A 26462-nucleotide genomic window follows, 5' to 3' on the forward strand; every position below is an offset into this window, starting at 1 on the left:
GACGGAACCTATCAGTTTTGTGTATCTAAATTACATATGAAAATAATCCACCAAAGGTAGATTAAGTAAATTTTTTCAAATAGTATTTTCTGACAGATAAAGGAAGTAATCAAGGAGATTCTTAGGACTGGTGCTGATAGGCAGAGTCGAACTGCCGACCTCACCCTTACCAAGGGTGCGCTCTACCAACTGAGCTATATCAGCAACACAAGAACTGGAGCGGGCAGCGGGAATCGAACCCGCATCATCAGCTTGGAAGGCTGAGGTAATAGCCATTATACGATGCCCGCATAAAAATCTGTTCTTAAACTACCTCTAACCGTCAAGAATAAAGTGGTGGAGGGAGCTGGATTCGAACCAGCGAAGGCTGAGCCGTCAGATTTACAGTCTGATCCCTTTGGCCGCTCGGGAACCCCTCCACGATAATTCTCTACTAATTCACTTCCGGTAAAAGGAAAGTGGTGCCGACTAACCGAGTCGAACGGTTGACCTACTGATTACAAGTCAGTTGCTCTACCAGCTGAGCTAAGTCGGCACTGCTTTAGTACGGGGCGAGATATTAGAGTAAGGTTTATTGGGATGCAACAATAAAATTAAAAAAAATGTAATTTTTTACCTCAAATGCTCACAATTCATGCAAAACAGTGGTTTTTTATACTTTTTGGCCATGTTTACTCAGGTCGCGCCAATAATTTAAGCCTTTCATTACAAGTAGCGAATCAAAAATACTACCCGTAAATTGCTGCTGTAATAATGCGCCATAGCCACCAGCAAAGATTATTTTAGGCAATTGACTACAATTATGCTGCGCTAAGTGACGCTTTGCTTGCTCAATTGCTCCAACTGTTGCTGCTAAAGCACCATTTTTTAATCCGTTAGGGGTGTTTTTCCCTAGCTTATCTTCAAATGGTGTAGTGCCATCATCAAATACGCGTTGAGTATTTTGCGTTAAAGAGGTGGTCATCAAATCAAGGCCCGGTAAAATCCACCCGCCTAAGTGAACACCATTATCAGCAAGCACATCAATAGTGGTGGCGGTACCTGCATCAACAATAATGCACGGCGTATCTGGGTAAAGTGTAAAGCCTGCTATAAGTGCAAGCCATCTATCTATACCTAAATTGCCAACTTGATCGTATGCACAGCTAAGCTTGCCTAATTGTTTTGTTACGTTGGCTTCAAAATTAGGAACGCCATGTGTGCTTGCTTGTGCAAGTAACTCTGCCATTAATTCGCTTTTGCCTACGCAGGCATACACAACTTCAGTTATCTGCTGCCAAGGTAAATTGTTTATATTTGCAGGCTGTGCTTGCTGGTTTTGCCAAAGCACCGCTTTTAATGACGTATTGCCTACGTCGATGAGTAATCTCATGGTTGTGCCTTTCTTAGCGAAACTTCTCCGCCGTAGTAACTTTTTACCTCGCCGTCTTGGCGAATACGAATGCCACCTTGTGGGTCTATGCCTTCACAGATACCACGCCAACTTCTGTGACCTGTGTTGAGCTCTACCTGCTCGCCTGCAAACGCATTTAACGCATTCCATTGATCGTACATTGCTTGTAAACCACTTTGGCTGTACTGCAATAAACGCTTTTCTAAATAATACGTTAGTGAAGCCACCAGCATATTTTTATCAAGCTGTTGAGTGTGCTGATTTAAATCTGTCCATGCCTGATCTATATGTTGGCTAAAGCTTTCTGGCATCTGTAGGTTTATACCTACACCAATAACTAACTGGCAAGGCCCTTGTGGCTGCCCGTCTAGCTCAACTAATACGCCTGCAAGCTTTTGCTTATTTATATATATATCGTTTGGCCATTTAAGCTCTACGTCAATTTGGTATAACGCTTTAATTGCATCATAAACAGCAAGACCTACTGCGATTGATACACCCATCGCGGCTTGTAGCCCATCATCTAAACGCCAAAAATAACTGTAATACAAATTGGCACCGAACGGCGACTGCCAAACACGGCCACGTCGGCCACGCCCTGCTTGCTGCATTTCAGCCACAATGACCTTGCCCGATTCAAGCTCCGCTTTACTTTGTATGCGGCGCATAAGCTCGCTATTGGTCGAATCGATAATAGGGTGCACTTCAACATCTGCCGTGCTCGCACCTAACGCTTTGTAATGCAGATCAATTTGTGTTTTATTTAAAAGGCCCACTTGGCTATTCAAGCAATAGCCTTTGCCGGTTACTTTAAAAATGTCCAAACCCATTTCTTGTAACGTTTTAATATGTTTACTAACCGCAGCTCGACTAATTCCAAGCTCTTCACCTAACGCTTGCCCAGATACAAAACCACCTAGGTTGAGTGCATTTAAAATAGCGAGCTTGTTTCCATCTGGCGCTTTCATTGTATGGGCTCCATTTTAATATGGCATTCGCTGTGTGTATCTATTAAACGCACTTCATGCTCTAGCATAATGTTATAACGGGCATGCACCGCTTGCTGAATATGTTTAATCATTGTTATGAGGTCGCTTCCTTCACTATTTCCATGATTAACTAATACCAAGGCCTGCTGCTTATGCACCTCAATACCTGCAACTCTGTACCCTTTTAAACCTACTTGATCAATTAGCCAGCCTGCCGCTACTTTATGGTGGCTTTGCCCGTATTCATAATGGGGTAAATCCGTAAATTGCGTTAATAGCTCACCTAAATGCTGATTAGTAATAATAGGATTTTTAAAAAAACTCCCAGCATTAGCCAATGTATACGGGTTAGGTAATTTACTATTACGGGTTTGTATAACTTGTTCAAACACAGCTGTTGGCGTAACACTGCTAAGCTGTTGTAAAGGCCCGTAACTTAATACAGGTTGCCATTTTTTAGGCAGTGCAAAATCAACGCGAGTGATCACCGCTCTATTTTTAAGTGAATGCTTAAATATGGAGTCTCTGTAGGCAAATTCACACTGTTCATTATTAAGTGCGTGCACGGCCTTAGTGGTTATATCAAAGTACTCTACTGACTCTACAAATTTTGCAATCTCAACACCGTAAGCACCAATATTTTGTACTGGTGATGCGCCAACAGTACCTGGTATAAGTGCTAAGTTTTCAAGCCCTGGAATGTTTTTATCAAGCAAGTAACTTACTAATGCATGCCAATTTTCGCCTGCGGCAACACTAATTAAAAAGTCATCTTCTCGTTCAGTAACTTTAATGCCTTTGGTCGCCATTTTTATTACTGTACCTGTGTAATCATTTAAAAAAACGGTATTACTGCCCTCACCTAATAGACAAAATGGTGTGTTAAAGCTTTGCGCTTTAAGTTGCTCAAGCTGAGTAATTTCAACAAAATTTTGGCATTGGCTGTTTAATGCAAATGTATGTAAGGAGTGTAATGAATACGCCACAAAGCTCTCTAAAGTTACCGGTAACTAATCGCAATAGTTTACCTCATCGTCGCAAATGTGGCACTAGATTGTAAAAATCACTCAACCCACTGCGGCAATCGTGATATAAAACCAGCACTTTTTTATTTGTGTTCAGGGTAATTATGAAAATTAAACCTCTTTTTTTAAGCCTCGCTATGGCAGGTATGTGTTCGCAAGCAATGGCTAATGCGATTGACCAAAACTCGTATGCTAACCTTGATGACGTTGTGACTACTCACTTAAACCTTGATTTAGATGTCGATTTTGCCGACAAGCAGTTAGAAGGTTTTGTTGAGCACACACTAAAGTGGAATAATTCAAAAAGTAAAACATTAGTACTTGATACTCGCGACTTAGACATTGATAAAGTAATGTATCAAGACGTCGACGGCAGCTGGCACAAAGCAGACTACACACTTGCTAAGCGTGACGACGTAAAAGGTTCTAAATTAACAATTAAATTTAAAGATCAAGCTGCCAAAGCCCGTATTTACTACAACAGCCGCCCAGAAGCATCAGGTTTACAATGGCTAACACCAGAGCAAACAGCCAGCAAAACACATCCTTTTATGTACAGCCAATCGCAAGCTATTCATGCTCGTAGCTGGATCCCAGTGCAAGATACCCCTGCAATGCGTGTGACATATTCTGCGCGAATTCATACACCAAAAGATATACGTGCGGTTATGAGTGCCGATAATAAAGACGCACTTTATAAAGATGGCGACTACATTTTTGACATGCCTCAAGCGATTTCTCCTTACCTTATTGCCATTGGTGCGGGTAACTTAGAATTTAAAGCCATGTCGCGCCAAACAGGTATTTTTGCTGAACCTGAAATTTTAGATGCATCGGTTGCTGAGTTTAACGACACACAAGCCATGATCGACAAAACCAACGAAATGTATGGTGAGTACGCATGGGGCCGTTACGATTTACTTATGCTTCCGCCTAGCTTCCCATTTGGTGGCATGGAAAATCCACGCCTATCGTTTATTACACCTACTGTAGTGGCAGGCGATAAAAGCTTAGTTAACCTAATTGCGCATGAGCTTGCTCATTCGTGGTCTGGTAACTTAGTCACTAATGCAACGTGGGAAGATTTATGGTTAAACGAAGGTTTTACCTCGTACGTTGAAAACCGCATTATGGAAGAAGTGTTTGGCCGTGACCGCGCTGTTATGGAACAAGCATTAGATGCAGCAGGCTTACGCGCTCAGCTTAAAACGATTGATGCGCCAGATACCCGCCTTAACTTAAAACTTAATGGCCGCGACCCAGATGATGCATTTAGCTCAGTGCCATACACTAAAGGTCAGTTATTTTTAATTTACCTAGAAGAAAAATATGGCCGTGATAAGTTTGACCCGTTTGTAAAAGCGTACTTTAAAGAGTTTTCGTTCAAATCGCTGACCACTGCGCAATTTGTTACTTACTTAAAAGCTAACTTAATTGAAAAATACCCAGGCGTTGTAAGCATGGATAAAGTAAATGAGTGGATTTTTGAACCAGGTTTACCAAGCGATGCACCAAACCCTACTTCTGATGCGTTTGATAAGGTAGACACTGCAACAGCAGCATGGCTAAAAGGCGACACAACTGCAGCTGAACTACCAACAGCGCAGTGGACAGTGCATGAATGGCTACATTTTTTAAATAATCTACCACGTGATTTAAGCTTAGATAAAATGAGTGAGCTAGATAATCAATTTAACTTAACGCAATCAACTAACGCTGAACGAGCTTTTGCCTGGTTTATGCTTGCGGTAGGTAATGGTTATCAGCCAATTTACCCTGCGCTTGATAAGCACTTATCAGGTATTGGTCGTCGTAAATTAATTGTTCCGTTATATAAATCACTCATCACTAACGGTAAAAAAGAGTGGGCACAAAGCGTGTACTTAAAAGCACGTCCGGGTTACCACCCACTTGCACAAGGTACTATTGACGCATTATTTGAATAAATAATAGCGTTAACTAAAAAGGGCCAAATTTAATTTGGCCCTTTTGTTTTTGTACTATTTTATTTTGTTACTTTTTCTAAAAATGCTTTTCGTTCCGTTGCAGTGGCTTGCTGCCACCAAAAATCGAGCATTTGGGGTGCACTTGGCATTCCTTTCCCATTTATAGGCGCAATAGGCTTTATTGGCTGACTAGGACGTGAAGGCCCTGCTGGAACTGTGTTTTGCATTGCAGGTTTATTACTTGCAAGCTGGGTATTAGAAACAACACTTAAAGGTATCGCCACCGCGCTACTTTTTGCTTTTAAACTTACTTGTGGTGCTTCAGCGAACACTTTTGCAGACACTGCATTTTCAGCACGGTTAAACACTAAGGTATAGTCTTTACCAGCCTCAATAGTTACATTCACCCAAAACGGTTCTGACTCTACAACTTCGTGTGTATCGTAATCATCTTCGTATAAGTCTGTATATTTGAGTTTTAGTTGATAAGTGCCCGGTGCAAGCTCTACATCATCAATACGGCTAAACAAAGAACTTTCCAGTATACGATCGCCCACTTGCAAAGGAACAAACTCTTCTGGGAAGTGAATATTTTCAGCATTAGCAGAAGAACTAAGTAGTAATGCAACAGCACTACCTATTAAAATTGGTTTAAGCATATTAACTCCTTTATTTGATTTCAGTTTGACACTGCTTTGAAAGTTTGTCATTAGTGAGCTTAAATTTCGTACCACTTAATTAGGGACACAGCATGAGCCAAGAAACTATTTTTACCAAAATAATAAATAAAGAAATCCCAGCAGACATTATTTATGAGGACGAAGACACACTTGCATTTAAAGATATAAACCCACAAGCCCCTTTTCACGCTCTTATTATCCCAAAAAAAGCAATTTCAACAATCAATGATATTACGCCTGAGAACTCTCATTTAGTCGGTAATTTATATGTGGTTGCTGCTAAATTAGCAAAACAATATAACTTTAGCGATGAAGGTTACCGCGTAGTAATGAACTGTAATGAACATGGTGGACAAACTGTTTACCACATACATTTACACATGCTTGGCGGTAAAGAAATGGGTTGGCCACCGTATCAGAGCACTAAAAAGTAAATTAATTATTTTAGTGAAATTATCCGGCTCAAATATTTAGTTACAAATGTTATGGTTTTTCATGATTATAAAGTGAAAAACAGTTACTTATTTGCAACATTTTATGTTTAAATAATCGTAAAATCGTATTTGTTCTTGAGTACATCGGCGACTTCCTAATACAAAAGGTGTGGAAGTCGTGGTAAACTCAATCAGTCAGCTTTATAAAAGAGTAAAAAACATGAGCAGTTCAGCCTTTTTGTTATTAGATCAAGAGCCAATTAACACTATTGGTATTAACGTTTTAGAACCTTTGTTAAAAACGCAAGGCCTTGACGTAACCACTGGTACAAACATTTTAGATGTGCCTGAAGGGACTCGACTTCTGTTTATTGAAACATCTAATAAAGATGCATGGGGAAAGCTAAAAGAACAATTAGTAAACCTACGTATTAAATGCGATATCATATTATTTAATCTAGACGAAAACCCAGAGCTCGCTAACCGCGCGCTATTAAGCGGTATTCGTGGTGTTTTTTACACAACAGATAACGCCGATGTATTAATGAAGGGCATTCGTTTATTACTTGAAGATCAACTTTGGTACCGCCGCGATATAATGTGTAACGCACTAAACCGTATGCTTCAGTTTAATAAAGATGCACTACATAAACTAACCGAAGGTGATATAGAGCCTGTTAAACTTACAAAGCGAGAGAAAGCAATAATCTCACTTATGAGCAAAGGTTCTAAAAACAAAGAGATTGCAGAAGATTTAAGTATTAGCCCGCACACAGTTAAAACTCACTTATACAGCGCATTTAGAAAAACTAAATGTCGTAATCGTATTGAGCTACTATCTTGGGCACAGCAAAATATTCCAGACGAAATTCGCTAATCTAAATATTTATTGGTAACTTTAAAAACAGACACTTAAGTGTCTGTTTTTGTATGTGTTATATGCTTGTCTAATACCATACTTTTTATTATTCTCAACTAAACTCCTTTTGCTGGAATATTAATGCTCGACTCCTTTACTCTTTTTTTTGCCAGCATTGCGACTATGATCGTCATGACTTTTCTTAACTTTTTAACATGGCGAACAAATAAAAATACTCCTGGTACGCTACTTTATATTTTTTATCCCATTTTATTGCTGGGTGCTGCAATAGGCTTTACCACAGTAGTCGAAAGTCACAACCTTGTTGTAGTAAGCATTGCCACCCTAATGATGTTTTCAGCGTCACTGGTGCATTGCTTGTCGTTAAGCCAGTTTTTAAATTACCGGGGCTTAAGCTTTAAATTTCTGTGCTCATTTACTCTTTTTAGCGCTGTAATGCTATTTTACTACTCATTTATAAACCCATCATTAGAAGAGCGAATACTAGCCTCAGATTTACAACACATAACCGAAGCAATATTTTTACTTTATATTTTTATAAAGTATGCCCGTAAGCCCTACCCCAATGGCAGTATTGTTTACATAACCATTTTAACGTTGGTTGTATTTAGCTTTATTGGCCGCTCATTTTTTATGGGTAACATCAACCAAGCAACGTTATCAGAAAGCGGCTGGTTTAGTTTATTACTTTTTTTGAATGGTGTTATTGCTCCCATGTTTTATGCCGCAGGCATGGCACTATTATGTAATGAACGCAGAGAGCAAAACTTAAACCAATTAGCCGACAAAGCACAAAAAGATTTGGAAATACGTGGCTTATTTTTATCAACGATTAGCCACGAAATACGCACTCCACTTAATGGCATACTCGGCAGTGCGCAACTGGTTATGAACCAAACAAGTGACACGCGAAATAAAGCCTACTGCGAGGCAATTATTAACTCCACCGAGTCACTTAACTTATTGGTCGATAAAGTACTCGACTATGCAAGCCTAGATCAAAGCGATGAAGCGCTTTACGAGGAGGATATAGAATTTAAGACATGGCTTAATAACTTATGCTTGTTATTGAGCCCGCTTGCAGAGCAAAAACAGCTTAAGTTTGAGCTAATTTGTAATATTCCCGAGCAAGCATGTTATTACTGCGACCAACAAAAATTAAGGCAAATAATTATTAACTTAGTGGGCAACGCCATTAAGTTTACTGATTACGGAAGTGTTAAAATTCAGGTCGACTTAGTCCTCGAAAAGCAGCTTGAGCACACCATAAAAGTTAGTGTAAAAGACTCAGGCCCCGGCATCGAAAACGACGAAATAGCCTATCTCACAGAGCCTTATGTACAAAGTAGTGCCGGCAAAGAAAAAGGCGGCACAGGCCTTGGCCTTGCTATTACTAGTCGACTTTTAGAAAAACTAGGCAGTCGCTTAGAAATAGCCAGCCAATTAGGCACAGGCAGTGTATTTAGCTTTTCTGTAACCTTTGCTATAGGCGAATTAAGCCTTGTAGAGCAACGCCACCAAACAAAGGATTACCTAACAGGCCTAGATGTTTTGCTGGTTGAAGATTTAGATTTAAACCAAAAAATTGCCATTGAATTTATGGCCGATGATGAGCATAAAATTAAGCTTGCCAAAGATGGTAAAAGCGCTATTGAGCTGATGCAAGCCCATCATTTCGATGTTGTATTGCTTGATATGAACTTACCTGACTTCACAGGGCAAGAAGTACTCAAGCAGCTAAAACGCATAGATCATAAAAACCAGCGCACCCCTGTACTTGCTTTTACAGCAAGCCTTAGCCCTGATGAAGTAAAGGAATATTTATCTTTAGGAATAAAAGACATTGTGGGTAAGCCAATAAAACACGAAAAACTAAGACAAGCGCTTAGTGATTCTCAATCAAATCAGACAACAAATATTGCCGTAGAGCTTGTTGATACCTTATATGATGAAACCGCCGCAGAAACGCTAACGAGTTCGTTTAGTGAAGACGAAGTGTCGTCTATTTATAATGAGTTTGTCCTCTCTGCGCGTAACAAACTAATACGTTGCCAAGGTTTAATAGACCATCAACCCGAGCAATGCATTAAGTTATTGCACCGCCAAGCAAGCACCGCTTTACAACTCGGATTTAACCGCTACGGCATTGAACTGAAAAAGATAGAGCGCCGATTGCTTGATAATAAACCCCATAACAACCTGCTTGATGAAGCGTTAGAACTATGGCAGCGCAGCCTAGAGCAATATTTAAAGTACGTGCGCGGGCAGTTGGGGTAATGGGCTTTTTTGCAGGTTAAGGTTTTTATTCTCTACCATACTTATCATTAAATCGCTCTATGTCGCTTTCATCTAGTACAGCGCCGGTTTGCACTTCAATGACTATTAACGGCTCTTTTTGATTGTTAGCTAAACTGTGTATTTGTTTTGCTGCAATATAGCAAGATTGGTCATGGTTGAGTGTTAATGCTTGCTCATCAATACGAACATCAGCAATACCCAATACCACCACCCAATGCTCTGCACGATGCTGATGGCGCTGCGTCGAAAGTTTAGCACCGCTATTAACGGTTATTTTTTTAACTTTAAAACCACTACCTTCAACCAAAGTGCGGTAGTTACCCCATGGACGATACACAATCTGATGGTGATTGAGTTTATCGCTTTGGCCCATTGCTAATTGTTTTAGTAATAAAGGTAAGCCATCGAGCTTATTTTTATCGGCAACAAGTGTGGCGTCGTGAGTGTGAATAATGGCTAAGTCACTTACCCCAAGCGTTGCGATACTATGGTCATGTTCGCTAATAACAAAATTATTAGTACTGTTTTGCGCTATATGATTTTGGTTTTCATTATTACCGTGCGCATCTTGCTTAGTAAGACTTGCAAGAGCACTAAAGCTACCTACATCACTCCATTTAAGCGCAACAGGTATCACCGCTACATTATTGCTGCGCTCTAAAATAGCGTAATCAATAGAGTCACTTGGGCAGTTTTTAAGTGGCTCTATGTTTGGCCTTGTAAAGCCTAAGTCGTGTGAAAACTGAGATGCCGCTTTTACACTGTGCGCTATTTTTGGCGCAAAACGTTCAAGCTCATTTAAATAAGCACGTGGCGTAAATAAAAACATGCCGCTATTCCAACTATAACCGCCTTCAGCTAAGTATTTTTGCGCCGTAGCTAGGTTTGGCTTTTCTTTAAATTCAGCGACTTCAAAGCAGTTTGAGCCGGAAATTTTACTGCCTTGCTTTATATAGCCAAACCCGGTGTGCGCCTTGGTGGGTGTGATTGAAAATGTAATTAGCATACCTTGCTCAGCTAACTTAACAGCATCATTTAACTGAAGTGTTAGCTCAGCAAAGTTTTCAATATGATGATCGGCTGGCATCACCAACATTGGCCCTTCAATACCCTGCTGTAGTGCGTAATGTGCAGCTAACGCAATAGCAGGTGCCGTATTTTTACCCTGCGGCTCTAGTAAAAGCCCTTGCGGGTTAGCAATTGTGCTTTGCTCGGCGGCAATAAAACGGTGTTGTTCGTTACAAACAAGTATTGGCTTTGCAAACTGATCACCTGATACACGCGCTAAAGTGCTTTGTAATAACGAGTGCGTGTTATCAAGCAAGGGTAAAAATTGCTTAGGCATAGCTTGGCGAGAAAGCGGCCATAACCGAGTGCCAATGCCGCCAGCTAAAATTACCGGTGTAATAAGGGATGTATTCATAAAGCCGCCAATAAAAATATCAGCAGCTATTTTAGCACTTAATATTTTTAGTGCTACGTGAAGATAATTTAAGTTAGCGTAAACTGATCTGCATCTAAATAAGCGGGAAACGCGGTTTTAAAATCTTCCAGCGGTGCTTTTTCAAGCGTTACAGTGAGTAACTCTTGCGTATTATCTTTTGCTTTAGCGAGCGTATCGCCTTTAAAGTCGTATACGGCCGTACCGCCATTGTGCGCTTCGCCGTTACCGTCATCACCAACACGGTTTACGGCCACTACGTAACATAGGTTTTCCATTGCGCGGGCCATAAGTAATGTATCCCAAATGTGGCGACGAACCGCAGGCCAGTTAGCTACGTTTATCATTACATCGTAGTCGTTGTTATTACGCTGAAACACCGGAAACCGTAGGTCGTAGCACACCTGTGGAAGTAGCTTAAAGCCATTAATTTCAAATGTTTTACGCGCTTGTCCTGCTACAACATAGTCGCCCTCACTTCCTAACCTAAATAAATGACGTTTGTCGTAATAATTCACTTCACCTTTAGGGGTTACCCAATAAAACCGATTGGCTTTTTTATCGCCTTGTGCAACTAATACCGACCCTGCAATAACTGCGTTATGCTTATGTGCTTGCGTTTTTAGCCAAGTGAGTACTTTGCCGTTTTCAGGCTCTGCACAATCAAGGTTAATAGCAAAACCAGTGGCAAAGGTTTCGGGTAATAAAATTAAATCGGGGTTAGCGGTTATCTCTGCTAATTTTTTATCGAACATGGCTAAATTGGCGTCTTTATCGAGCCAGTGCAGCTCACTTTGCACTAAGGTAAGCGTTAAAGTTGACATAATATTTGCGCAGCCTCTATTAAGGTTTCATCGTTTTTAGCAAAACATAGTCGAATCACTTTATCATTTGAGGGCTGCTTATAAAACACACTAAGCGGAATTGCCGCAACACCTGCCTGCTCTACAAGCCAGTGACAAAAATTAACATCGCTTAAGTCAGACACATCACTATAATCGAGTAATAAAAAGTAAGTGCCTTGGCTTGGTAAAATGTTAAAGCGGCTATCACTCAAATGCTTTATTAATAAATCGCGTTTTTGCTGATAAAAACCACTTAACTCATCTACATGCCCACCTTGTTGCTCTAGCATATCGGCAAGTGCATGCTGCGCTGGCGTAAAGCTTGAAAATGTAACGTATTGATGGATTTTTCTAAACTCAGTAGCTAGGTGTGCAGGTGCAATACAGTAACCCATTTTCCAACCTGTACTATGAAATGTTTTACCAAAGCTTGATATAACAAAGCTTTTTTCTCTTAGTTGCTCATCACGCAGCATACTTAAATGTTGCTGGCCGTCAAAAGTGATGTGCTCATAAACCTCATCGCTAATTACAAATAAGTTGTGAGCACTTACCAACTCTTTAAGTGCTTTTATATCTTGCGGCTGAAGTATTTTACCACTTGGGTTATGTGGCGTATTAATAATGATAGCGCGGGTGTTTTTTGTAATTGCTTGGCTAACTATCTGCCAATCGATTGTATAATTTGGCGCATTTAACGCAACATTTACTGCCTTACCGCCTGCTAACTCAATAGCGGGTTGGTAAGAGTCATAAGCGGGGTCGAATACGATGACTTCATCATCAGGGCGTACTATAGTTTGAATAGCAACAAATAGCGCCTCAGTAGCACCCGATGTAACCGTAACTTGCTCTGCCGCATTAATTTTTGCAGCGTATTTTCGCTCAACCAAATTGGCTATTTCTTGCTGTAATCGTGGTACACCGCTTGAGGGCGAATACTGATTTACACCTTGCTGAACATAGTAATTCAACTGTGTTTTTAAAAGTGCGGGAGCGTCGAATTCAGGAAAGCCTTGCGATAAGTTAATTGCTGAAAAATGATTAGCTAAGCCACTCATTTGGCTAAATATACTAACACCTAAATTTGGTAATTTACTTTCAAACACGTGATGCCCTTAATGATGGTTTTGCGCTCAAAGCGATGCTATCATTGCTTAAAACAGAAGTATAGCCGTCTAAAATAACAAACTTAATGCTCATTAGTGAGGAACGTATGCAAAACAATACCGCTATTTCACAACTTATTGAAGCTGGAAAGTGGGTAAGCCAAAAAGGCTGGGTACCTGCAACTGGTGGAAATTTTTCATCGCGCACTGCATCAGGGTTTGTAGTTACCGCTAGCGGCTTTGATAAAGGCCAACTGGGTACACACACCTTCATTGAGCTTGACCATGAAGGAAACCGCATTAAAGGTGCTGGCAACCCATCGGCCGAAACACAACTGCATTTAGGTATGTACAAACTTATACCGCACGCTAACGTAGTGCTGCATACGCACTCGGTTGCGGCAACCGTATTATCGCGAGTTATAAAAAGCCATACGCTAAATTTATCAGGTTACGAAATGCAAAAGTCGCTCAGTGGTGTTACCTCACACTTAGATACCCTGAGCATCCCTATTTTTGAAAACGACCAAGATATAGAACGCTTAGGTTTGCTGTTAAGCGATCATCATTTACATACCCCTATTGAGCATGCTGTATTAATTCGTGGACATGGCGTGTACGTAGTTGGACGCAATTACAAAGAAGCGCTTCGCCACTTAGAAGGCCTAGAGTTTTTATTTAGCTGTGAACTAGAACGCATAAAAATAGAAGGCATTGAGGCAAACCTATAATGATAAAAGCAATTTTAACCGACATTGAAGGCACCATTACACGCATCTCTTTTGTAAAAGACGTGCTATTTCCGTATGCAGCAAAGCAATTGGCCACCTTTTTACGATTAAACGCTAAAAAAGCCCATGTTGCAGAGCAAATAACGGCTGTAAAAACGATTATTGATGAGCCTAACGCCGATTTAGAACGAGTCATTAGCGTTTTACTCACTTGGATTGAAGAAGATAAAAAAATAACGCCTTTAAAGCAATTACAGGGGCTTATTTGGCAAACTGGTTACGAACATGGTGATTTTAAAGGTCACTTATACCCAGATGCATTCGACTTTTTACAAGCGCAACATGCACAAAATATTGCGCTTTATGTGTACTCGTCAGGATCAGTTAGAGCGCAGCAGTTACTATTTAAATACAGCGACTACGGTGATATTCGCGCTCTTTTTAACGACTTTTTTGATACAAAAGTAGGCGCAAAGCAAGAGCAAGCAGCATATAACACCATTATTGAACAGCTGCCATTTGATGCAAGCGAGGTATTATTTTTTAGTGATGTAGCCGCAGAACTCGATGCCGCAAAAGCTGCAGGCTTTAAAACACTTCATTTAATACGTGATGGACAAGCGCAAAGCGAGCATCCTTATGTGCATGATTTTACCAATGCTAAATTAGAGCAATTTATATGAGCCAATTAACAATTTATGCTGACAACAACCCTAAAAATGTACTTACCAGTACAGAATATGCAGATGAAATTGCAGCGCAATTAGCTTTAGTAAATGTGCGCTTTGAGCAGTGGCAAGCAAATGCTCAAATTAACGAAAGCACTACAAATGAGCAGATCATTGATGCGTATAAAAATGATATAGCACGCTTAAAAGAACAAAACGGTTACCAAACTGTAGATGTTATTTCGCTTACTAAAGGGAACCCAGCTGCACCACAAATGCGTGAAAAATTTTTATTTGAGCACACTCACAGTGAAGACGAAGTACGCTTTTTTGTAAAAGGCCAAGGGCTATTTTGTCTACATATTGGCACTAAAATTTACCAAGTGTTATGCCAAAAAGGCGATTTAATCTCAGTACCAACCCTTACCCCGCATTGGTTTGATATGGGTAGCGACCCAGAATTTACCGCTATTAGACTATTTAATAACACCGAGGGCTGGGTTGCAAAAAGCACTGAATCACAAATAGCTAAAGATTTTCCACTATTGGCATAGTATGAGATTGCCTGCAATTATTTAACAAAATCCACGCAGGTAGTTTATTCACGTTAAACTTGCATGATGACTTCAAACGTTTAACTCTGTAATATTATTTCTAGTAGTAACAATGATAATGAGTGCTTTTATGGTAAACGAACAGTATCAAAAGTCTAAACAGCAACTAGCTTATTCACGTAAGCAAGTTGAAAAGGCTGGCCGTATCTTTCGTAAAAATGAAGGAGACTTTGATTTTGCTACTGAAGTTATCCAAAATTACAGAGCTGCGCATTTATATCCACTCACGATAATTAAAAACTTAGTATGGAAACATATAAAAAAGCTTCATTTGCTTGAATCTGCAACCATTGTCAGACGCTTGAAACGCTTACCTACTATCATCGATAAACTTCAAAGAGCATCGTTAGATGGCAAAAGTGAAAATGCAATTAACCTAAAACGTATGCATGATATTGGAGGCTGTAGAGTAATTTTAGACAACCTTGAGCATTTATATAAATTAAACATGAGCTTAGATTCAAGCAGAACTGTCCATAGCGTTAAATCGTATGATTATATAGAAGAGCCTAAAGCAACTGGCTATAGAGGGATTCATCGTGTTTACAAAAGCTATAACCATTTAGAGTCTCACGATTACAAAGGCTTTCAAATTGAGGTTCAGTTACGTACTAAACTGCAACACCTATGGGCTACCACAGTTGAAATAGTAGATATTATAGAAAAAGAAACCCTAAAAACGAATCCTCAAGCAGCCGACACAGACTGGAAGCGATTATTTTTTATTATGGGTGAGTTTCTGGCGGTCAAAGATGGTTCAAATATTTTAAGTCAAGAAGAGGTGCAAAGCTATGTTGATGAGCTGGCTAACTTAAACAAAAAACTTGCTGCCTTCCAAAAACTGGATGCATTTAACCGAGCATTCCAAGTTGATGAGATTAAAAACAAATCCAAAGATACAGGCTTTGCTTTATTAGTTCACAATACAGAAACACAAATGGGTCGAGTATATCTATATGCCGCAAATAAAAAACAAGAAGCGCTAACACACTATGCTGAACAGGAAAAACAAACCCATAATAATGTGCTTTTAGTAGCTGGGAATGATTTAAAATCCATAGAAAAAGCATATCCCAACTACCTTAATGATACTTCCGAGTTTTTATCTGAGTTTAGTCGTATTCTACTTGGTTAATTTTAAGTAATGCCCCACTTTCTACATCACTTTTATCGTAAACACCGGTATCTAACACCCAACCTGTTACCAATTTTGCAGGTGTTACATCAAACGCGGGGTTGTAAACATTGGCATTAGTTGGCGCCCATAACGCTTCACCAAAACTGCCACTTACACCACGTACTTCTGCGCTATTTCGCTGCTCTATTTCTATATCACTTCCGCAAATGGTGTGTGTATCAAGTGTGGTCACGGGGGCTACAACATAAAAAGGAATATTATGAAAATGCGCTAACACAGCTAAATTATACGTTCCCACTTTATTAGCAAAGTCGCCATTAGCGGCAATACGGTCTGCCCCTACAACTATTTTATCAACCTTGCCTGCCGCCATTAAACTTGCTGCCATATTATCGCAAATGAGTGTGTATGGTATTTTCCAGCGCTCAAGTTCAAACGCAGTTAAACGCCCGCCTTGTAATAATGGACGGGTTTCATCAACCCATACATGTACATTGCCATGTTGCTGCTGCGCTTTATAAATAACACCTAAAGCAGTGCCTATCCCTGCGGTTGCCAATGCGCCGGTATTACAATGCGTTAAAATGTTATCGCCGCTGTTTATAAGTTCAGCGCCAAAGGTTGCCATACGTTCACACAACTCAATGTCTTCAATAAATAGGCGCTCGGCAGTGGCTACTATAGCTATTACAAAATCACTTTGCTTAAGCGCCTCTCTTAATGCGGCCATGCAATGCATTAAATTAACCGCTGTTGGGCGTGTGGCTTCCAGCTCATTAATAGCATCATCAAGCGCTGCTTTTGTAGCGCCTTGCTCTGCTAAATAAGCAACAAGCAAGCTAGCACCTAAACCAATTAAGGGCGCTCCACGAATTTTTAGGCTAATGATCAGCTCTTTCATGGCTTCAACGCTACTGCACTCGTGCCACACTTGCTGATGCGGAAGTAAATATTGGTTTAGTACACTCAATGTACCGTTTTCATATTTTAAACTGCTTGCTACTAAGTTTTGCATGGTGACTTTGCTTAATTTAAATGCGTAAAGGTATTTTACATCAGTTTGAATAACTCTCAAGTTAGACTTGTAGACATCTAAACATTTAAAGGTATAGAATGCCCAAAAAGTTAATGTGAGATTTGGCCATGGCTAACTATGTCGCTTTTAATGCGCAGCGCGCAATCGAATACGTAAATTCGTTAATTGATTCTAAGCAATGTGATTTTTTTATCGCAGGGCAAAACTTATCTGCGTATGAGTTTGGTGACGGCAACCTTAATTTAGTTTTTAGAGTTAGTGATGAGCAAAGCAACAGCATTATTTTAAAGCAGGCACTACCTTATGCCCGCTGCGTGGGTGAGTCGTGGCCATTAACGCTTGATAGAGCCCGCATTGAAGCGCAAGTATTACTTAATCATGGTGCTATTTGCCCCAAATACACGGCAAAAGTGCTGCATTACAATCATGATTATGCACTCACTATTTTAGAAGATTTAGGCAGTTTACAAATATTGCGCGCTGCACAAAATAACGCGCAGCAATTCCCTAAATTAGCCCAGCATGTGGCTACTTACTTAAGCCACACTGGTTTTTACAACTCAGATTTTTACTTAGCCGCTCAATACAAAAAAGCATTAGTTAAGCAATTCACTAACCCTGAGCTTTGCCAAATAACCGAAGATTTATTTTTTAGCGATCCGTACATAGATCATGAGCGCAATAACTTTCCGGCGCAGCTAGCTGCGCAAGTGAAAGCTCTTCGCGATAACCGAGTACTTAAGTTAGAAATAGCCAAATTAAAAGCTAATTTTTTATCTAACCCGCAAACATTACTACACGGCGACATGCACAGCGGCAGCATTTTTGTTGATACAAACACAACTAAGATGATTGATCCCGAGTTTGGCTTTTTTGGCCCTATAGGATTTGATATTGGCTCTTTTATTGGCAACTTACTACTAAACTACTGCGCACAAGCAGGGCATATAGAAGAGTTTCTTGCTCGTCGTAACTATCAAACACATTTGCTTAGCTGCATTGTCGAAACCTACAACTTATTTGAACAACACTGGCTAAATTTAATCAATACCAAAACAATAGATGAGACACTTAATAGCGATGCTTATGCGCAATATTTTATGAAAAACGTGTTGCAAGATGCTATAGGTTACTGTGGCGCAGAGCTTATTAGACGTACCATAGGGTTAGCACATGTAGTTGATATTGATAGCATTAGCGATGAAAGCACACGCCTTAGCGTACAAAAACAAACACTTGCCCTAGGCGAGCAACTGATTTTGAATGCGCAAACCTGCGAAACAAAAGATACCTTTTTTAGTTTGTTAATAAGCCAGCTTAATTAAAAAAGGCGCAAAAGCGCCTTTTTACCTGTAATGCAGTTACCAGCGCTTATTTACGCATTTATTTGCGCTTTTATTGATAGTTCTCATAAATTTTATCTAACGGCTCAGAAAGCCCGCTTTCTTGCACTATTCGCACATGTTTACGCCCTAATTCGCGTGCACTTGTTACACCACATGAGTGAGCAATTAATCCAGCGCCATAATGAATATACCTATTATAGTTAGCAACTCGCTGGGCTTTATCTGCAACGTTTAAGCCCTTTTGCAATCGTTTATTATGGGTGGTGACCCCTGTTGGGCAGGTATCTTTATTACATTGCATTGCCTGAATACACCCTAATGCAAACATATGTCCACGAGCAGATACAACAAAATCTGCGCCAAGCGCAAGTGCCCACGCCACTTTTGAAGGAACAATAAGTTTACCTGATGCTATAACTTTTATACGCTCTCTAAGCCCATGCTTTTCAAGCATATTCACAACAAGCGGTAAGCTTTCACGCAGTGGTAAACCAACCGAATCTAATAGCGGTTGCGGCGCAGCGCCCGTACCACCATCGGCACTATCAATTGTAATAAAATCAGGGGCTGACTCAACGCCGCGATGATTTATTTCAGCAAAGAGTGTTTCAAGCCAAGTGTAATCACCAATTACGGCTTTAAAGCCAGTCGGTTTGCCTGTTGCGTTGCGCACTGTGGCAATCATATCTAAAATATCACTAGGCTTTTTAATTTCAGGATGACCATTGGGACTAATTGAATCTTGCCCCTCGGGTATTCCTCTAATTTTTGCTATTTCAGCATTTACTTTTCGACCAGGCAGCATACCGCCTTTACCAGGTTTTGCACCTTGGCTCATTTTAAGCTCGAACATTTTAACTTGATCATGAGCTGCAATTTCTTTTAGCTTGTCGGTGCTTAAGTTTCCATGCTCATCACGCACACCATATTTTGCTGTCCCAATTTGAAACACCAAATCGGCCCCACCTTCCAAATGGTAAGGGCTCAAGCCCCCTTCGCCCGTGTTCATCCAACATCCAGCAAGCTTTGCCCCTTTTGATAAAGCACGTACCGCTGGTTTTGAAAGTGCACCAAAGCTCATACCTGACACATTAAATAATGAATTTGTGGTGTAAGGCGTTTTACAATGCGGCCCAAGAGTAACATTACTTGGGTCGAGCGCCTCCTCATCTAAAGTAGGAAAAGCACAGTTCATAAACATGACTGTACCGGTTACTTCAAGGCTTTGTGTTGAGCCAAATGCCGCTGTGCGATCTACATCTTTTGCCGCACGGTAAACCCAACTTCGCTCTGCGCGGTTAAATGGCATTTCTTCTCTGTCTTGGGCAAAAAAGTATTGCCTAAAAAATTCACCTTGGCGTTCAAAAAAATACCTAAAGCGGCCAATAACCGGGTAGTTGCGCCTAATTGCATGTTTTGTTTGTGTAATATCACGAAAATAAAAAATAATAACAGTTAGAACAATTAGCCCAAGTGCGACAATAAAAATACTCGCAAATACATCAATACTAAAAATTATAAAGTTGCTCATCCAAGGCCCCTTGATGGCGGTTTTAAAAAATAAAAAAGGTGTTGCGCCAAAATGACACAACACCTTTATTTGTTCAAGGTTTATACGCCTTGAGCGTTAATTTTGCGAATTTTCTAGCTCGTTTTTAATGTATAAACGCACTTGTGTTTCTAGCACCGATAATGGCACAGAGCCATGTCGCAATACTTGATGATGAAACTCACGTATATCAAAGTTTTGCCCTAGTGCTTGCTCAGCTTCTGTGCGTAAACGTTTAATTGTTAGCTCACCAATTTTGTATGAAAGTGCCTGCGCAGGCCACGATATATAACGGTCGGTTTCGGTTTTTACATTATGAAGTGAAAGCGCCGTGTTCTCGCTCATAAAGTTCATAGCACGCTCACGACTCCAGCCGTACATATGCATACCTGTATCAACCACTAAACGTGCAGCTCGCCACATTTCATACGTTAAGCGCCCAAAACGGCTGTATGGGTCTTGGTAAAAGCCAGCCTCTATTCCTAAATATTCAGAATAAAGCCCCCACCCTTCACCAAAGGCAGAAAGGTACGCATTTCGACGATAGCTCGGTAAATCTTCAAGCTCAGCATTTAGTGATATTTGTAAATGATGCCCAGGTACAGCCTCATGCAGAGTAAGCGCTTCTAAAACGTAAAGTGGGCGCTTATCAAGCGCGTATGTGTTTACCCAATAAAACCCGGCCTGATCGTCTCGGCTTGAGCCTGAATAGCGCCCTGTTGTGTATTTTGGCGCTATAGCTGCAGGCACCGGCGCTACACCATAAGGCATACGCGGTAATGTATGAAATAATTTAGGTAACTGCGCATCCATTTTTTTTGCAATATAAGCCGCTTCCTTTAAAAGCTGCTCTGGTGTTGTTGCATAAAATTGTGGATCGGTTCGTAAAAAGTGAACAAATTCAGCAAACGTGCCCTTAAAGCCCACCTCCGCTATGACCGTTTCCATTTCACTACGAATACGAGCAACCTCCTTTAAGCCTAACTCGTGGATCTCTTTAGGTGTCATATCTGTGGTGGTGTAGTATTTAGCTCTATTTTTATAAAATGCCTCGCCATTAGGCGTACTTGAAATACCAATACTTGTACGAGCTCCGGGTTGGTATTGCTGGGTGAAGAACGTTAAATAATCTTTATAAGCAGGGATAACTTTATTTTTTAACACTGCCTTAGCTTGTTGCTGAAGGGCGTAAAAGTCACTATCACTCAAGCCCGCTGTATTAGTTAAAAATGGTTTATAAAATTCTGATTGGGTTACATCGTCAACAATATAGGTTGTTATAGAGTCTTCGTAGCCTTTAAGTACAGCTTTTGGTTGAGTGAGACCGGTTTCTAGGCCTTTTTTCATCCAATAGATATTTTGCTCAAAAAAGCGTGGAACTTGCGCCAAACGCGCAAGATACACTTCTAAATCTTGCTCTTTTTTATATTGAGAGCTGTTTATTATGTAAGATAACCCAGAATGAAAGCCATATTCCGAAGTGAGTGGCATGTAGTGCGCATGAAATACATATTCATCAACGCTGTTTTGGACCTGCGCACGAATAATACTAAAGTTAATTTGGTTTTCATCACTCAATTTAGCAGTATCAACTGCATCTAAATCAGCCAAGAGTTGTATTTTATTTTTATATTCTTGTTCTACATAATCAGGCGATAAGTTAGCTAACAAATAACCATCAACACCCTGAGGGCTGCTATAAGGGCTTGTACTTTCTCTATATTGCACAATAGATTGTGCAACTTTAGTAAATTGCTCATTTGCATTTGGGGTTGTTATTTGACATGCACTTAATGAACATAAAACAGCCATACTAAAAAGAGACTGGCGAAACGTTTTTGGTAATAAATAATTCATTATAATTTAGCTTAGTAATACAACAGATTGCTTTAAGCTATCGTAGGGTAAATAAATAGCAAGTAAATGAGATGAGCTTTACTGTATTGGCCTCCCAAGCTTTAAGGTTTTATACATAAAAGTATATAAAAATCAGTTTAATTGATGACAAAAGCAGCGGTTAAACGGTTAAAACTAAATTTATGTTCCCTAACCCTCATTTTTGCTTTTAAATGGCCGCTAATATGGTTACTGTTTTAAAACAATAAAAAGCTTGGACGCATTACCACCTCACGGAATGAGATATTTTAAACCTGCGATTAATGCGTACTTAGTTGGTGTTTAATAATGATGTTCCATGATTCCATGGCTATTGCTCAAGAAAAAATGACTAAAGTGTGTATTTTTTTAGAGCGCTTTTCGCTTCCCCCTACGCCACTTAACTATCAAGTTATTTATACTTATACTAGCCAAGTTAATAACAAACTAAATGATGCCTTAGACCGCATAATTTCTAAAAATGATAATATTGATAGTGTTTTAATAGAGCAGCTCTATAGTGAGTTTTTAAATGCTGGCCATACAACACAAATCAATATGATTCAAAATGTTGATAGTGTAATAAAGTCGCTCTCTAACAACGCCCAAGCAACGGAAAAACAAATAATTCGCTTTGCAGGCCACGTAAGTGAATGTGTGCATACACTTGATGAAAATAATATAGAGCAAAGTCGCCAAGCGCTTAGAGGCCTTAACAACCAAACTGCTGAGTTATTGAATCAACATAAGCAATTTAAACAAGAGTTAATCAAAGCCAAACAGCTGCATCAAAAAACACAAAAACAGCTAACTCAACTTCGAAAGCAACACATTGTAGATACCCAAACAGGCCTCTATAAACGCTATTACTTAACGCAGCAAGCTCAAGCTTGGAGCAACCAGCAAAAATCAATTTGCGCTATTGCTATTCAAATAGACAACCTTGAACACTTCACACAAAACTATGGAGACATCATTGGTGAAGTAATATTAAACAAGGTAGCAAAACAATTACAAAAATATGTTTTTCAAAGCGGCCTACCGGGGCGTACAGCTAAAGATCAGTTTATTGTTTTGTTGGCTGATATTGATGCTGATACAGCAAGCTTAATAGCTGAAAAAGTGCGTAACGGTGTTGAAAAACTTCGCTTTGTGAGCTCAAAAACAGGTATTAAACTGCCTAGTATTGACCTATCACTAGGAATTGCTCAGCATCAACATGAAGATGATTTTAATAAGTTAGCTAAAAAAGCCTCCCAAGCGGCATTTAAAGCTCGCTCTTTAGGGCTTAGCAGCTACACCGCTGGTCAATAAATTACCTGATAAATCATATTCAAATTGCACCTACCGCGTACAATCAAGTACACTAACCTCTATTGTCACGATAGAGATTAATCATGAACGAAACCGAACAAAAGACCACGCATTTTGGATATAAAACAGTAGCCGAGAACGACAAAGCTTCTATGGTTGCTGACGTATTTCACTCAGTTGCTGCAAAATACGATGTAATGAATGATTTAATGTCTTTTGGTGTTCATCGTTTGTGGAAACGCCAAACCATTGCAAGCTCAGGTGTTCGTAAAGGTCATCACGTTCTTGATTTAGCCGGAGGCACTGGCGATTTAACAGCAAAATTTAGTCAATTGGTTGGCGAAACTGGCCAAGTTGTATTGGGTGATATCAACTCATCTATGCTTAAAGTTGGTCGTGAAAAACTGCATAATCTTGGCTTAGTTGGCAATATTGACTACGTTCAAATGAACGCCGAAATGCTACCATTTCCAGATAATAGCTTTGATGTGATCACCATTGCCTTTGGATTACGTAATGTAACCGATAAAGACAAAGCGTTACGCTCTATGTACCGTATATTAAAGCCAGGTGGTCGCTTACTTGTTTTAGAGTTTTCAAAACCTGAACATGAGCTACTTAGCAAAGCTTACGACTTTTACTCGTTTAATTTATTGCCAACCATGGGCAAAGTAGTTGCTAACGATAGTGAATCGTACAAATACTTAGCAGAATCCATTCGTATGCATCCAGATCAAGACACTCTAAAAGCAATGATGGAAGATGCAGGGTTTGAGCAAACAACATATCAAAACCTTACTGGCGGAATTGTTGCTCTACACCGTGGTTTTAAATATTAAGGCAGGCATTTATGGCGCTTGATAACACAGCTAAAAATAATAGTGGCGTAACACCCGCTGAGTTTTTTATGTTACCTAATTTTGTACTGTCGCTTATTGAGCGAGTACTAAATCAAGCGCTAAATCTTGACCCGCAATTATCACAAAAGCTCAATGCAGTTAAACATCAGCGCTTAGTAGTTGAAGTAAGAGACTGGCAGCAAAGTATTCAGCTAATTTACAGTGATGAACAATTGCATTTATACAGCGCACTAAATAACGAAAATGCAGATTGCATGATAAGCGCCGATATAAATACGCTGTTAGCACTTAAAAACCCTGCAATGCTTACTCAATTGATTCGCCAAGATAAGCTCGACTTACAAGGCGATTTAAACATTGCACAAACCTATAGTAGTGCGTTTTCAAGCCTAGATATTGATTGGCCTGAGCAACTATCTAACTACATTGGTGATGCTCCTGCTCAACTGTTATTTCAAAATCTATCTATGCTCAAACATCAAGGCGCTAAAGCTCACTCAAAAATAAGTACAATGCTTAGCAGCTTATTCCAAGATGAGCTCGCGATAACCATTCATCCGTTAGAGCTCGAGCAATTTAAACAGCAAAATAGAGCGCTAAAAAGTAAAGTAGCGGCTGTTGAGCAGCGCATAAACACCTTGTTAAACTCTTTCTCACCTTCTGATACACGCTAAGGACTTTTTTGTGTCGACTGCACGTTTGTATTACATCACTAAAACACTACTTAGCTATGGATTAGACGAGTTAGTACCTAAACACAAAATCCCCTGGTTTGGTAAAGTAGCGCGAGGTAGTTTGTTTTGGTTACGTAACCAACATAAGGAAAAACCAGCTGGTTTACGCCTACGCTTAGCATTACAAGAGCTTGGCCCTGTGTGGATTAAGTTTGGCCAGATGCTCTCTACTCGCCGTGATCTACTCCCACACGATATCGCACTAGAGCTTGCTTTTTTACAAGACCAAGTTGAGCCATTCGAAGGTGAGCTTGCACAACAAATAATAGAAAAAGCACTCGAAATTAACGATATAAGCGAGCTATTTAGTGAGTTTTCACAAACACCACTAGCATCAGCTTCTATTGCGCAAGTGCACACAGCAAAATTGATTGATACTCAAAACATTGAGCAAGATGTAGTAATAAAAGTAATTAGACCCAATATTCACGAACAAATTAATGCTGATTTAGCGCTAATGGAGAAGCTCGCTAAGGTACTGGCTAAAATACTTAATGAAGCTAAGCGTCTTCGCCCTGTTGAAGTAGTAAAAGAATACAAAAAAACATTACTAGATGAACTCGACTTAATGCGCGAAGGGGCCAATGGTATTCAATTAAAGCGTAATTTTGAAGGCTCAGAATCATTATATATACCTGCAGTTTATAGTGACTATAGCCGAAGCAATGTGCTTGTAATGGAGCGTATTTACGGGATACCAGTATCGGATACCGAATCATTAATTGCGCAAAACACGAACATGAAATTGCTAGCTGAGCGCGGTGTAGAGGTATTTTTTACACAAGTATTTAGAGACAGTTTTTTTCATGCAGATATGCACCCTGGCAATATATTTGTTTCTCGCGAGCACCCTGAAAACCCGATGTATATTGGCATAGATTGCGGTATTGTTGGCACACTTAATAAAGAAGATAAACGCTACTTAGCAGAAAATTTTATCGCCTTTTTTAATCGCGATTACCGTCAAGTTGCACAGCTTCATGTTGACTCTGGCTGGGTACCACCCGATACCAGCATCGAAGAGTTTGAATTTGCAATACGTACCGTGTGCGAACCTATATTTAATAAGCCACTGGCTGAAATTTCATTTGGCCATGTACTGGTTAATTTATTTAATACAGCAAGACGTTTTAATATGCAGGTACAGCCGCAACTGGTATTACTGCAAAAAACATTACTTTATGTTGAAGGGCTAGGCCGTCAGTTATATCCACAGCTCGACTTATGGAAAACGGCTAAACCATTTTTAGAAGAATGGGTAAAACAACAAGTAGGCCCATTATCAGTACTGAAACAAATGTATGCTAACTTGCCGTTCTGGGCTGAAAAAATGCCAGAGCTGCCTGATTTAATTTATCAAAATTTAAAGCGCACACCTCAGGTTTACCCTCAAGAGCAAAAGGGTTCTCATAAACCTTTAATATTGAGTGTATTTGGTGGTGCGACTATGGTTATGGCAACGCTTTGTTACTTGCAACATGATTTTATCGTTGCGGGTATTGCTATTAGCTTATCAACAATAAGCTTTGTAGCAGCATGGCGTAGCTCATAAACAAA

23 protein-coding genes and 4 tRNA genes are annotated in these 26462 nt (G+C 39.9%); 13 read left to right on the top strand and 14 right to left on the bottom strand.

The window, feature by feature from the left end; genetic code table 11:
* Window positions 1-128 precede the first annotated feature (128 nt).
* The 7 genes from J8L71_RS16640 to murB form a co-directional block, all read right to left on the bottom strand.
* A tRNA-Thr gene (locus tag J8L71_RS16640) sits at window positions 129-204 on the bottom strand.
* A gap of 11 nt (window positions 205-215) precedes the next feature.
* Window positions 216-290, bottom strand: a tRNA-Gly gene (locus J8L71_RS16645).
* 44 nt (window positions 291-334) lie between these two features.
* A tRNA-Tyr gene (locus J8L71_RS16650) sits at window positions 335-419 on the bottom strand.
* Between the two features lie 40 nt (window positions 420-459).
* Window positions 460-535: transfer RNA gene (locus tag J8L71_RS16655), tRNA-Thr, on the bottom strand.
* Window positions 536-652: 117 nt separating this feature from the next.
* Entirely contained in the window at window positions 653-1372 is a 720-nt protein-coding gene (locus tag J8L71_RS16660; RefSeq protein ID WP_211001522.1) for a type III pantothenate kinase, read from the bottom strand.
* A complete protein-coding gene (gene birA, locus J8L71_RS16665; protein ID WP_211001523.1) occupies window positions 1369-2361 on the bottom strand; it encodes a bifunctional biotin--[acetyl-CoA-carboxylase] ligase/biotin operon repressor BirA in 993 nt (330 codons plus the stop codon). Before birA ends, J8L71_RS16660 begins: the two co-directional genes overlap by 4 nt.
* A complete protein-coding gene (gene murB, locus J8L71_RS16670) occupies window positions 2358-3368 on the bottom strand; it encodes a UDP-N-acetylmuramate dehydrogenase (protein ID WP_211001524.1) in 1011 nt (336 codons plus the stop codon). Before murB ends, birA begins: the two co-directional genes overlap by 4 nt.
* 143 nt (window positions 3369-3511) lie before the next feature.
* Between murB and J8L71_RS16675 the strand changes: the two genes are divergently transcribed.
* A complete protein-coding gene (locus J8L71_RS16675; RefSeq protein WP_211001525.1) occupies window positions 3512-5353 on the top strand; it encodes a M1 family metallopeptidase in 1842 nt (613 codons plus the stop codon).
* A gap of 59 nt (window positions 5354-5412) precedes the next feature.
* Here the strand turns inward: J8L71_RS16675 and J8L71_RS16680 are convergent, their stop codons facing one another.
* On the bottom strand, window positions 5413-6012 hold the full coding sequence (locus J8L71_RS16680) for a DUF2057 domain-containing protein (protein ID WP_211001526.1): 600 nt from the start codon (window positions 6010-6012) through the stop codon (window positions 5413-5415).
* A 92-nt stretch (window positions 6013-6104) separates the two neighbouring features.
* Here J8L71_RS16680 and J8L71_RS16685 point away from each other — a divergent pair, with 92 nt between their 5' ends.
* The 3 genes from J8L71_RS16685 (at window position 6105) to J8L71_RS16695 (ending at window position 9624) form a co-directional block, all read left to right on the top strand.
* Entirely contained in the window at window positions 6105-6467 is a 363-nt protein-coding gene (locus J8L71_RS16685; RefSeq protein ID WP_211001527.1) for a histidine triad nucleotide-binding protein, read from the top strand.
* Window positions 6468-6687: 220 nt separating this feature from the next.
* Complete coding sequence (locus J8L71_RS16690; protein ID WP_211001528.1) at window positions 6688-7344, top strand: response regulator transcription factor; 657 nt, start codon at window positions 6688-6690, stop codon at window positions 7342-7344.
* Between the two features lie 123 nt (window positions 7345-7467).
* Window positions 7468-9624 carry an ATP-binding protein gene (locus tag J8L71_RS16695; RefSeq protein ID WP_211001529.1) on the top strand — a complete coding sequence of 719 codons (2157 nt, stop codon included), beginning with the start codon at window positions 7468-7470 and terminating at the stop codon, window positions 9622-9624.
* Window positions 9625-9649: 25 nt separating this feature from the next.
* Here the strand turns inward: J8L71_RS16695 and J8L71_RS16700 are convergent, their stop codons facing one another.
* The 3 genes from J8L71_RS16700 to J8L71_RS16710 all read right to left on the bottom strand — a co-directional run bounded on the left by J8L71_RS16700 (window position 9650) and on the right by J8L71_RS16710 (window position 13040).
* Complete coding sequence (locus J8L71_RS16700) at window positions 9650-11068, bottom strand: mannose-1-phosphate guanylyltransferase/mannose-6-phosphate isomerase (protein WP_211001530.1); 1419 nt, start codon at window positions 11066-11068, stop codon at window positions 9650-9652.
* A 68-nt stretch (window positions 11069-11136) separates the two neighbouring features.
* Complete coding sequence (locus tag J8L71_RS16705) at window positions 11137-11910, bottom strand: amidohydrolase (protein WP_211001531.1); 774 nt, start codon at window positions 11908-11910, stop codon at window positions 11137-11139.
* A complete protein-coding gene (locus J8L71_RS16710; protein ID WP_211001532.1) occupies window positions 11898-13040 on the bottom strand; it encodes a methionine aminotransferase in 1143 nt (380 codons plus the stop codon). The genes J8L71_RS16705 and J8L71_RS16710 overlap by 13 nt, the downstream gene beginning before the upstream one ends.
* Before the next feature lie 107 nt (window positions 13041-13147).
* Here J8L71_RS16710 and J8L71_RS16715 point away from each other — a divergent pair, with 107 nt between their 5' ends.
* The 4 genes from J8L71_RS16715 (at window position 13148) to J8L71_RS16730 (ending at window position 16188) form a co-directional block, all read left to right on the top strand.
* Window positions 13148-13771 (top strand): methylthioribulose 1-phosphate dehydratase, encoded by a 624-nt coding sequence (locus J8L71_RS16715; RefSeq protein ID WP_058548769.1) that lies wholly within the window; start codon window positions 13148-13150, stop codon window positions 13769-13771.
* A complete protein-coding gene (gene mtnC, locus J8L71_RS16720; protein ID WP_211001533.1) occupies window positions 13771-14454 on the top strand; it encodes an acireductone synthase in 684 nt (227 codons plus the stop codon). Before J8L71_RS16715 ends, mtnC begins: the two co-directional genes overlap by 1 nt.
* A complete protein-coding gene (locus J8L71_RS16725; protein WP_211001534.1) occupies window positions 14451-14993 on the top strand; it encodes an acireductone dioxygenase in 543 nt (180 codons plus the stop codon). Before mtnC ends, J8L71_RS16725 begins: the two co-directional genes overlap by 4 nt.
* Window positions 14994-15123: 130 nt before the next feature.
* Entirely contained in the window at window positions 15124-16188 is a 1065-nt protein-coding gene (locus J8L71_RS16730; protein ID WP_211001535.1) for a RelA/SpoT domain-containing protein, read from the top strand.
* On the opposite strand, the gene mtnA is transcribed toward J8L71_RS16730, so the two are convergent.
* The gene (gene mtnA, locus J8L71_RS16735) at window positions 16166-17206 is read right to left on the bottom strand and encodes an S-methyl-5-thioribose-1-phosphate isomerase (RefSeq protein ID WP_211001536.1); all 1041 of its coding nucleotides are present in this window, start codon (window positions 17204-17206) and stop codon (window positions 16166-16168) included. The two genes, J8L71_RS16730 and mtnA, sit on opposite strands and share 23 nt — an antisense overlap.
* Window positions 17207-17334: 128 nt before the next feature.
* On the opposite strand from mtnA, the gene mtnK reads away from it, so the two are divergent.
* Complete coding sequence (mtnK, locus tag J8L71_RS16740; RefSeq protein WP_211001537.1) at window positions 17335-18552, top strand: S-methyl-5-thioribose kinase; 1218 nt, start codon at window positions 17335-17337, stop codon at window positions 18550-18552.
* A 70-nt stretch (window positions 18553-18622) separates the two neighbouring features.
* Here mtnK and J8L71_RS16745 read toward each other — a convergent pair whose 3' ends face one another.
* Window positions 18623-20104, bottom strand: coding sequence for an FMN-binding glutamate synthase family protein (locus J8L71_RS16745; RefSeq protein WP_211001538.1), 1482 nt, complete (start codon window positions 20102-20104; stop codon window positions 18623-18625).
* 96 nt (window positions 20105-20200) lie between these two features.
* Window positions 20201-21979, bottom strand: a complete 1779-nt coding sequence (locus J8L71_RS16750) for a DUF885 domain-containing protein (protein ID WP_211001539.1) — start codon at window positions 21977-21979, stop codon at window positions 20201-20203.
* 345 nt (window positions 21980-22324) lie between these two features.
* Between J8L71_RS16750 and J8L71_RS16755 the strand changes: the two genes are divergently transcribed.
* From J8L71_RS16755 to ubiB, 4 genes are all read left to right on the top strand, one after another.
* Window positions 22325-23311 (top strand): diguanylate cyclase, encoded by a 987-nt coding sequence (locus J8L71_RS16755; RefSeq protein WP_211001583.1) that lies wholly within the window; start codon window positions 22325-22327, stop codon window positions 23309-23311.
* Between the two features lie 83 nt (window positions 23312-23394).
* On the top strand, window positions 23395-24150 hold the full coding sequence (gene ubiE / locus J8L71_RS16760) for a bifunctional demethylmenaquinone methyltransferase/2-methoxy-6-polyprenyl-1,4-benzoquinol methylase UbiE (RefSeq protein ID WP_058548777.1): 756 nt from the start codon (window positions 23395-23397) through the stop codon (window positions 24148-24150).
* An 11-nt stretch (window positions 24151-24161) separates the two neighbouring features.
* A complete protein-coding gene (locus J8L71_RS16765) occupies window positions 24162-24845 on the top strand; it encodes an SCP2 sterol-binding domain-containing protein (RefSeq protein ID WP_211001540.1) in 684 nt (227 codons plus the stop codon).
* A gap of 10 nt (window positions 24846-24855) precedes the next feature.
* On the top strand, window positions 24856-26457 hold the full coding sequence (gene ubiB, locus J8L71_RS16770) for a ubiquinone biosynthesis regulatory protein kinase UbiB (RefSeq protein WP_211001541.1): 1602 nt from the start codon (window positions 24856-24858) through the stop codon (window positions 26455-26457).
* The last annotated feature ends 5 nt before the right edge of the window (window positions 26458-26462 follow it).

Source organism: Pseudoalteromonas sp. MMG007, from assembly GCF_018100985.1.
Taxonomy (GTDB): Bacteria; Pseudomonadota; Gammaproteobacteria; order Enterobacterales; family Alteromonadaceae; genus Pseudoalteromonas.

Coding starts and splice junctions, on each gene's coding strand:
- J8L71_RS16660 (WP_211001522.1), bottom strand. CDS start 1,372: ATGAGATTACTCATCGACGTAGGCAATACGTCATTAAAAGCGGTGCTT.
- birA (WP_211001523.1), bottom strand. CDS start 2,361: ATGAAAGCGCCAGATGGAAACAAGCTCGCTATTTTAAATGCACTCAAC.
- J8L71_RS16675 (WP_211001525.1), top strand. CDS start 3,512: ATGAAAATTAAACCTCTTTTTTTAAGCCTCGCTATGGCAGGTATGTGT.
- J8L71_RS16680 (WP_211001526.1), bottom strand. CDS start 6,012: ATGCTTAAACCAATTTTAATAGGTAGTGCTGTTGCATTACTACTTAGT.
- J8L71_RS16685 (WP_211001527.1), top strand. CDS start 6,105: ATGAGCCAAGAAACTATTTTTACCAAAATAATAAATAAAGAAATCCCA.
- J8L71_RS16690 (WP_211001528.1), top strand. CDS start 6,688: ATGAGCAGTTCAGCCTTTTTGTTATTAGATCAAGAGCCAATTAACACT.
- J8L71_RS16695 (WP_211001529.1), top strand. CDS start 7,468: ATGCTCGACTCCTTTACTCTTTTTTTTGCCAGCATTGCGACTATGATC.
- J8L71_RS16700 (WP_211001530.1), bottom strand. CDS start 11,068: ATGAATACATCCCTTATTACACCGGTAATTTTAGCTGGCGGCATTGGC.
- J8L71_RS16705 (WP_211001531.1), bottom strand. CDS start 11,910: ATGTCAACTTTAACGCTTACCTTAGTGCAAAGTGAGCTGCACTGGCTC.
- J8L71_RS16715 (WP_058548769.1), top strand. CDS start 13,148: ATGCAAAACAATACCGCTATTTCACAACTTATTGAAGCTGGAAAGTGG.
- mtnC (WP_211001533.1), top strand. CDS start 13,771: ATGATAAAAGCAATTTTAACCGACATTGAAGGCACCATTACACGCATC.
- J8L71_RS16725 (WP_211001534.1), top strand. CDS start 14,451: ATGAGCCAATTAACAATTTATGCTGACAACAACCCTAAAAATGTACTT.
- J8L71_RS16730 (WP_211001535.1), top strand. CDS start 15,124: ATGGTAAACGAACAGTATCAAAAGTCTAAACAGCAACTAGCTTATTCA.
- mtnA (WP_211001536.1), bottom strand. CDS start 17,206: ATGCAAAACTTAGTAGCAAGCAGTTTAAAATATGAAAACGGTACATTG.
- mtnK (WP_211001537.1), top strand. CDS start 17,335: ATGGCTAACTATGTCGCTTTTAATGCGCAGCGCGCAATCGAATACGTA.
- J8L71_RS16745 (WP_211001538.1), bottom strand. CDS start 20,104: ATGAGCAACTTTATAATTTTTAGTATTGATGTATTTGCGAGTATTTTT.
- J8L71_RS16750 (WP_211001539.1), bottom strand. CDS start 21,979: ATGAATTATTTATTACCAAAAACGTTTCGCCAGTCTCTTTTTAGTATG.
- J8L71_RS16755 (WP_211001583.1), top strand. CDS start 22,325: ATGGCTATTGCTCAAGAAAAAATGACTAAAGTGTGTATTTTTTTAGAG.
- ubiE (WP_058548777.1), top strand. CDS start 23,395: ATGAACGAAACCGAACAAAAGACCACGCATTTTGGATATAAAACAGTA.
- J8L71_RS16765 (WP_211001540.1), top strand. CDS start 24,162: ATGGCGCTTGATAACACAGCTAAAAATAATAGTGGCGTAACACCCGCT.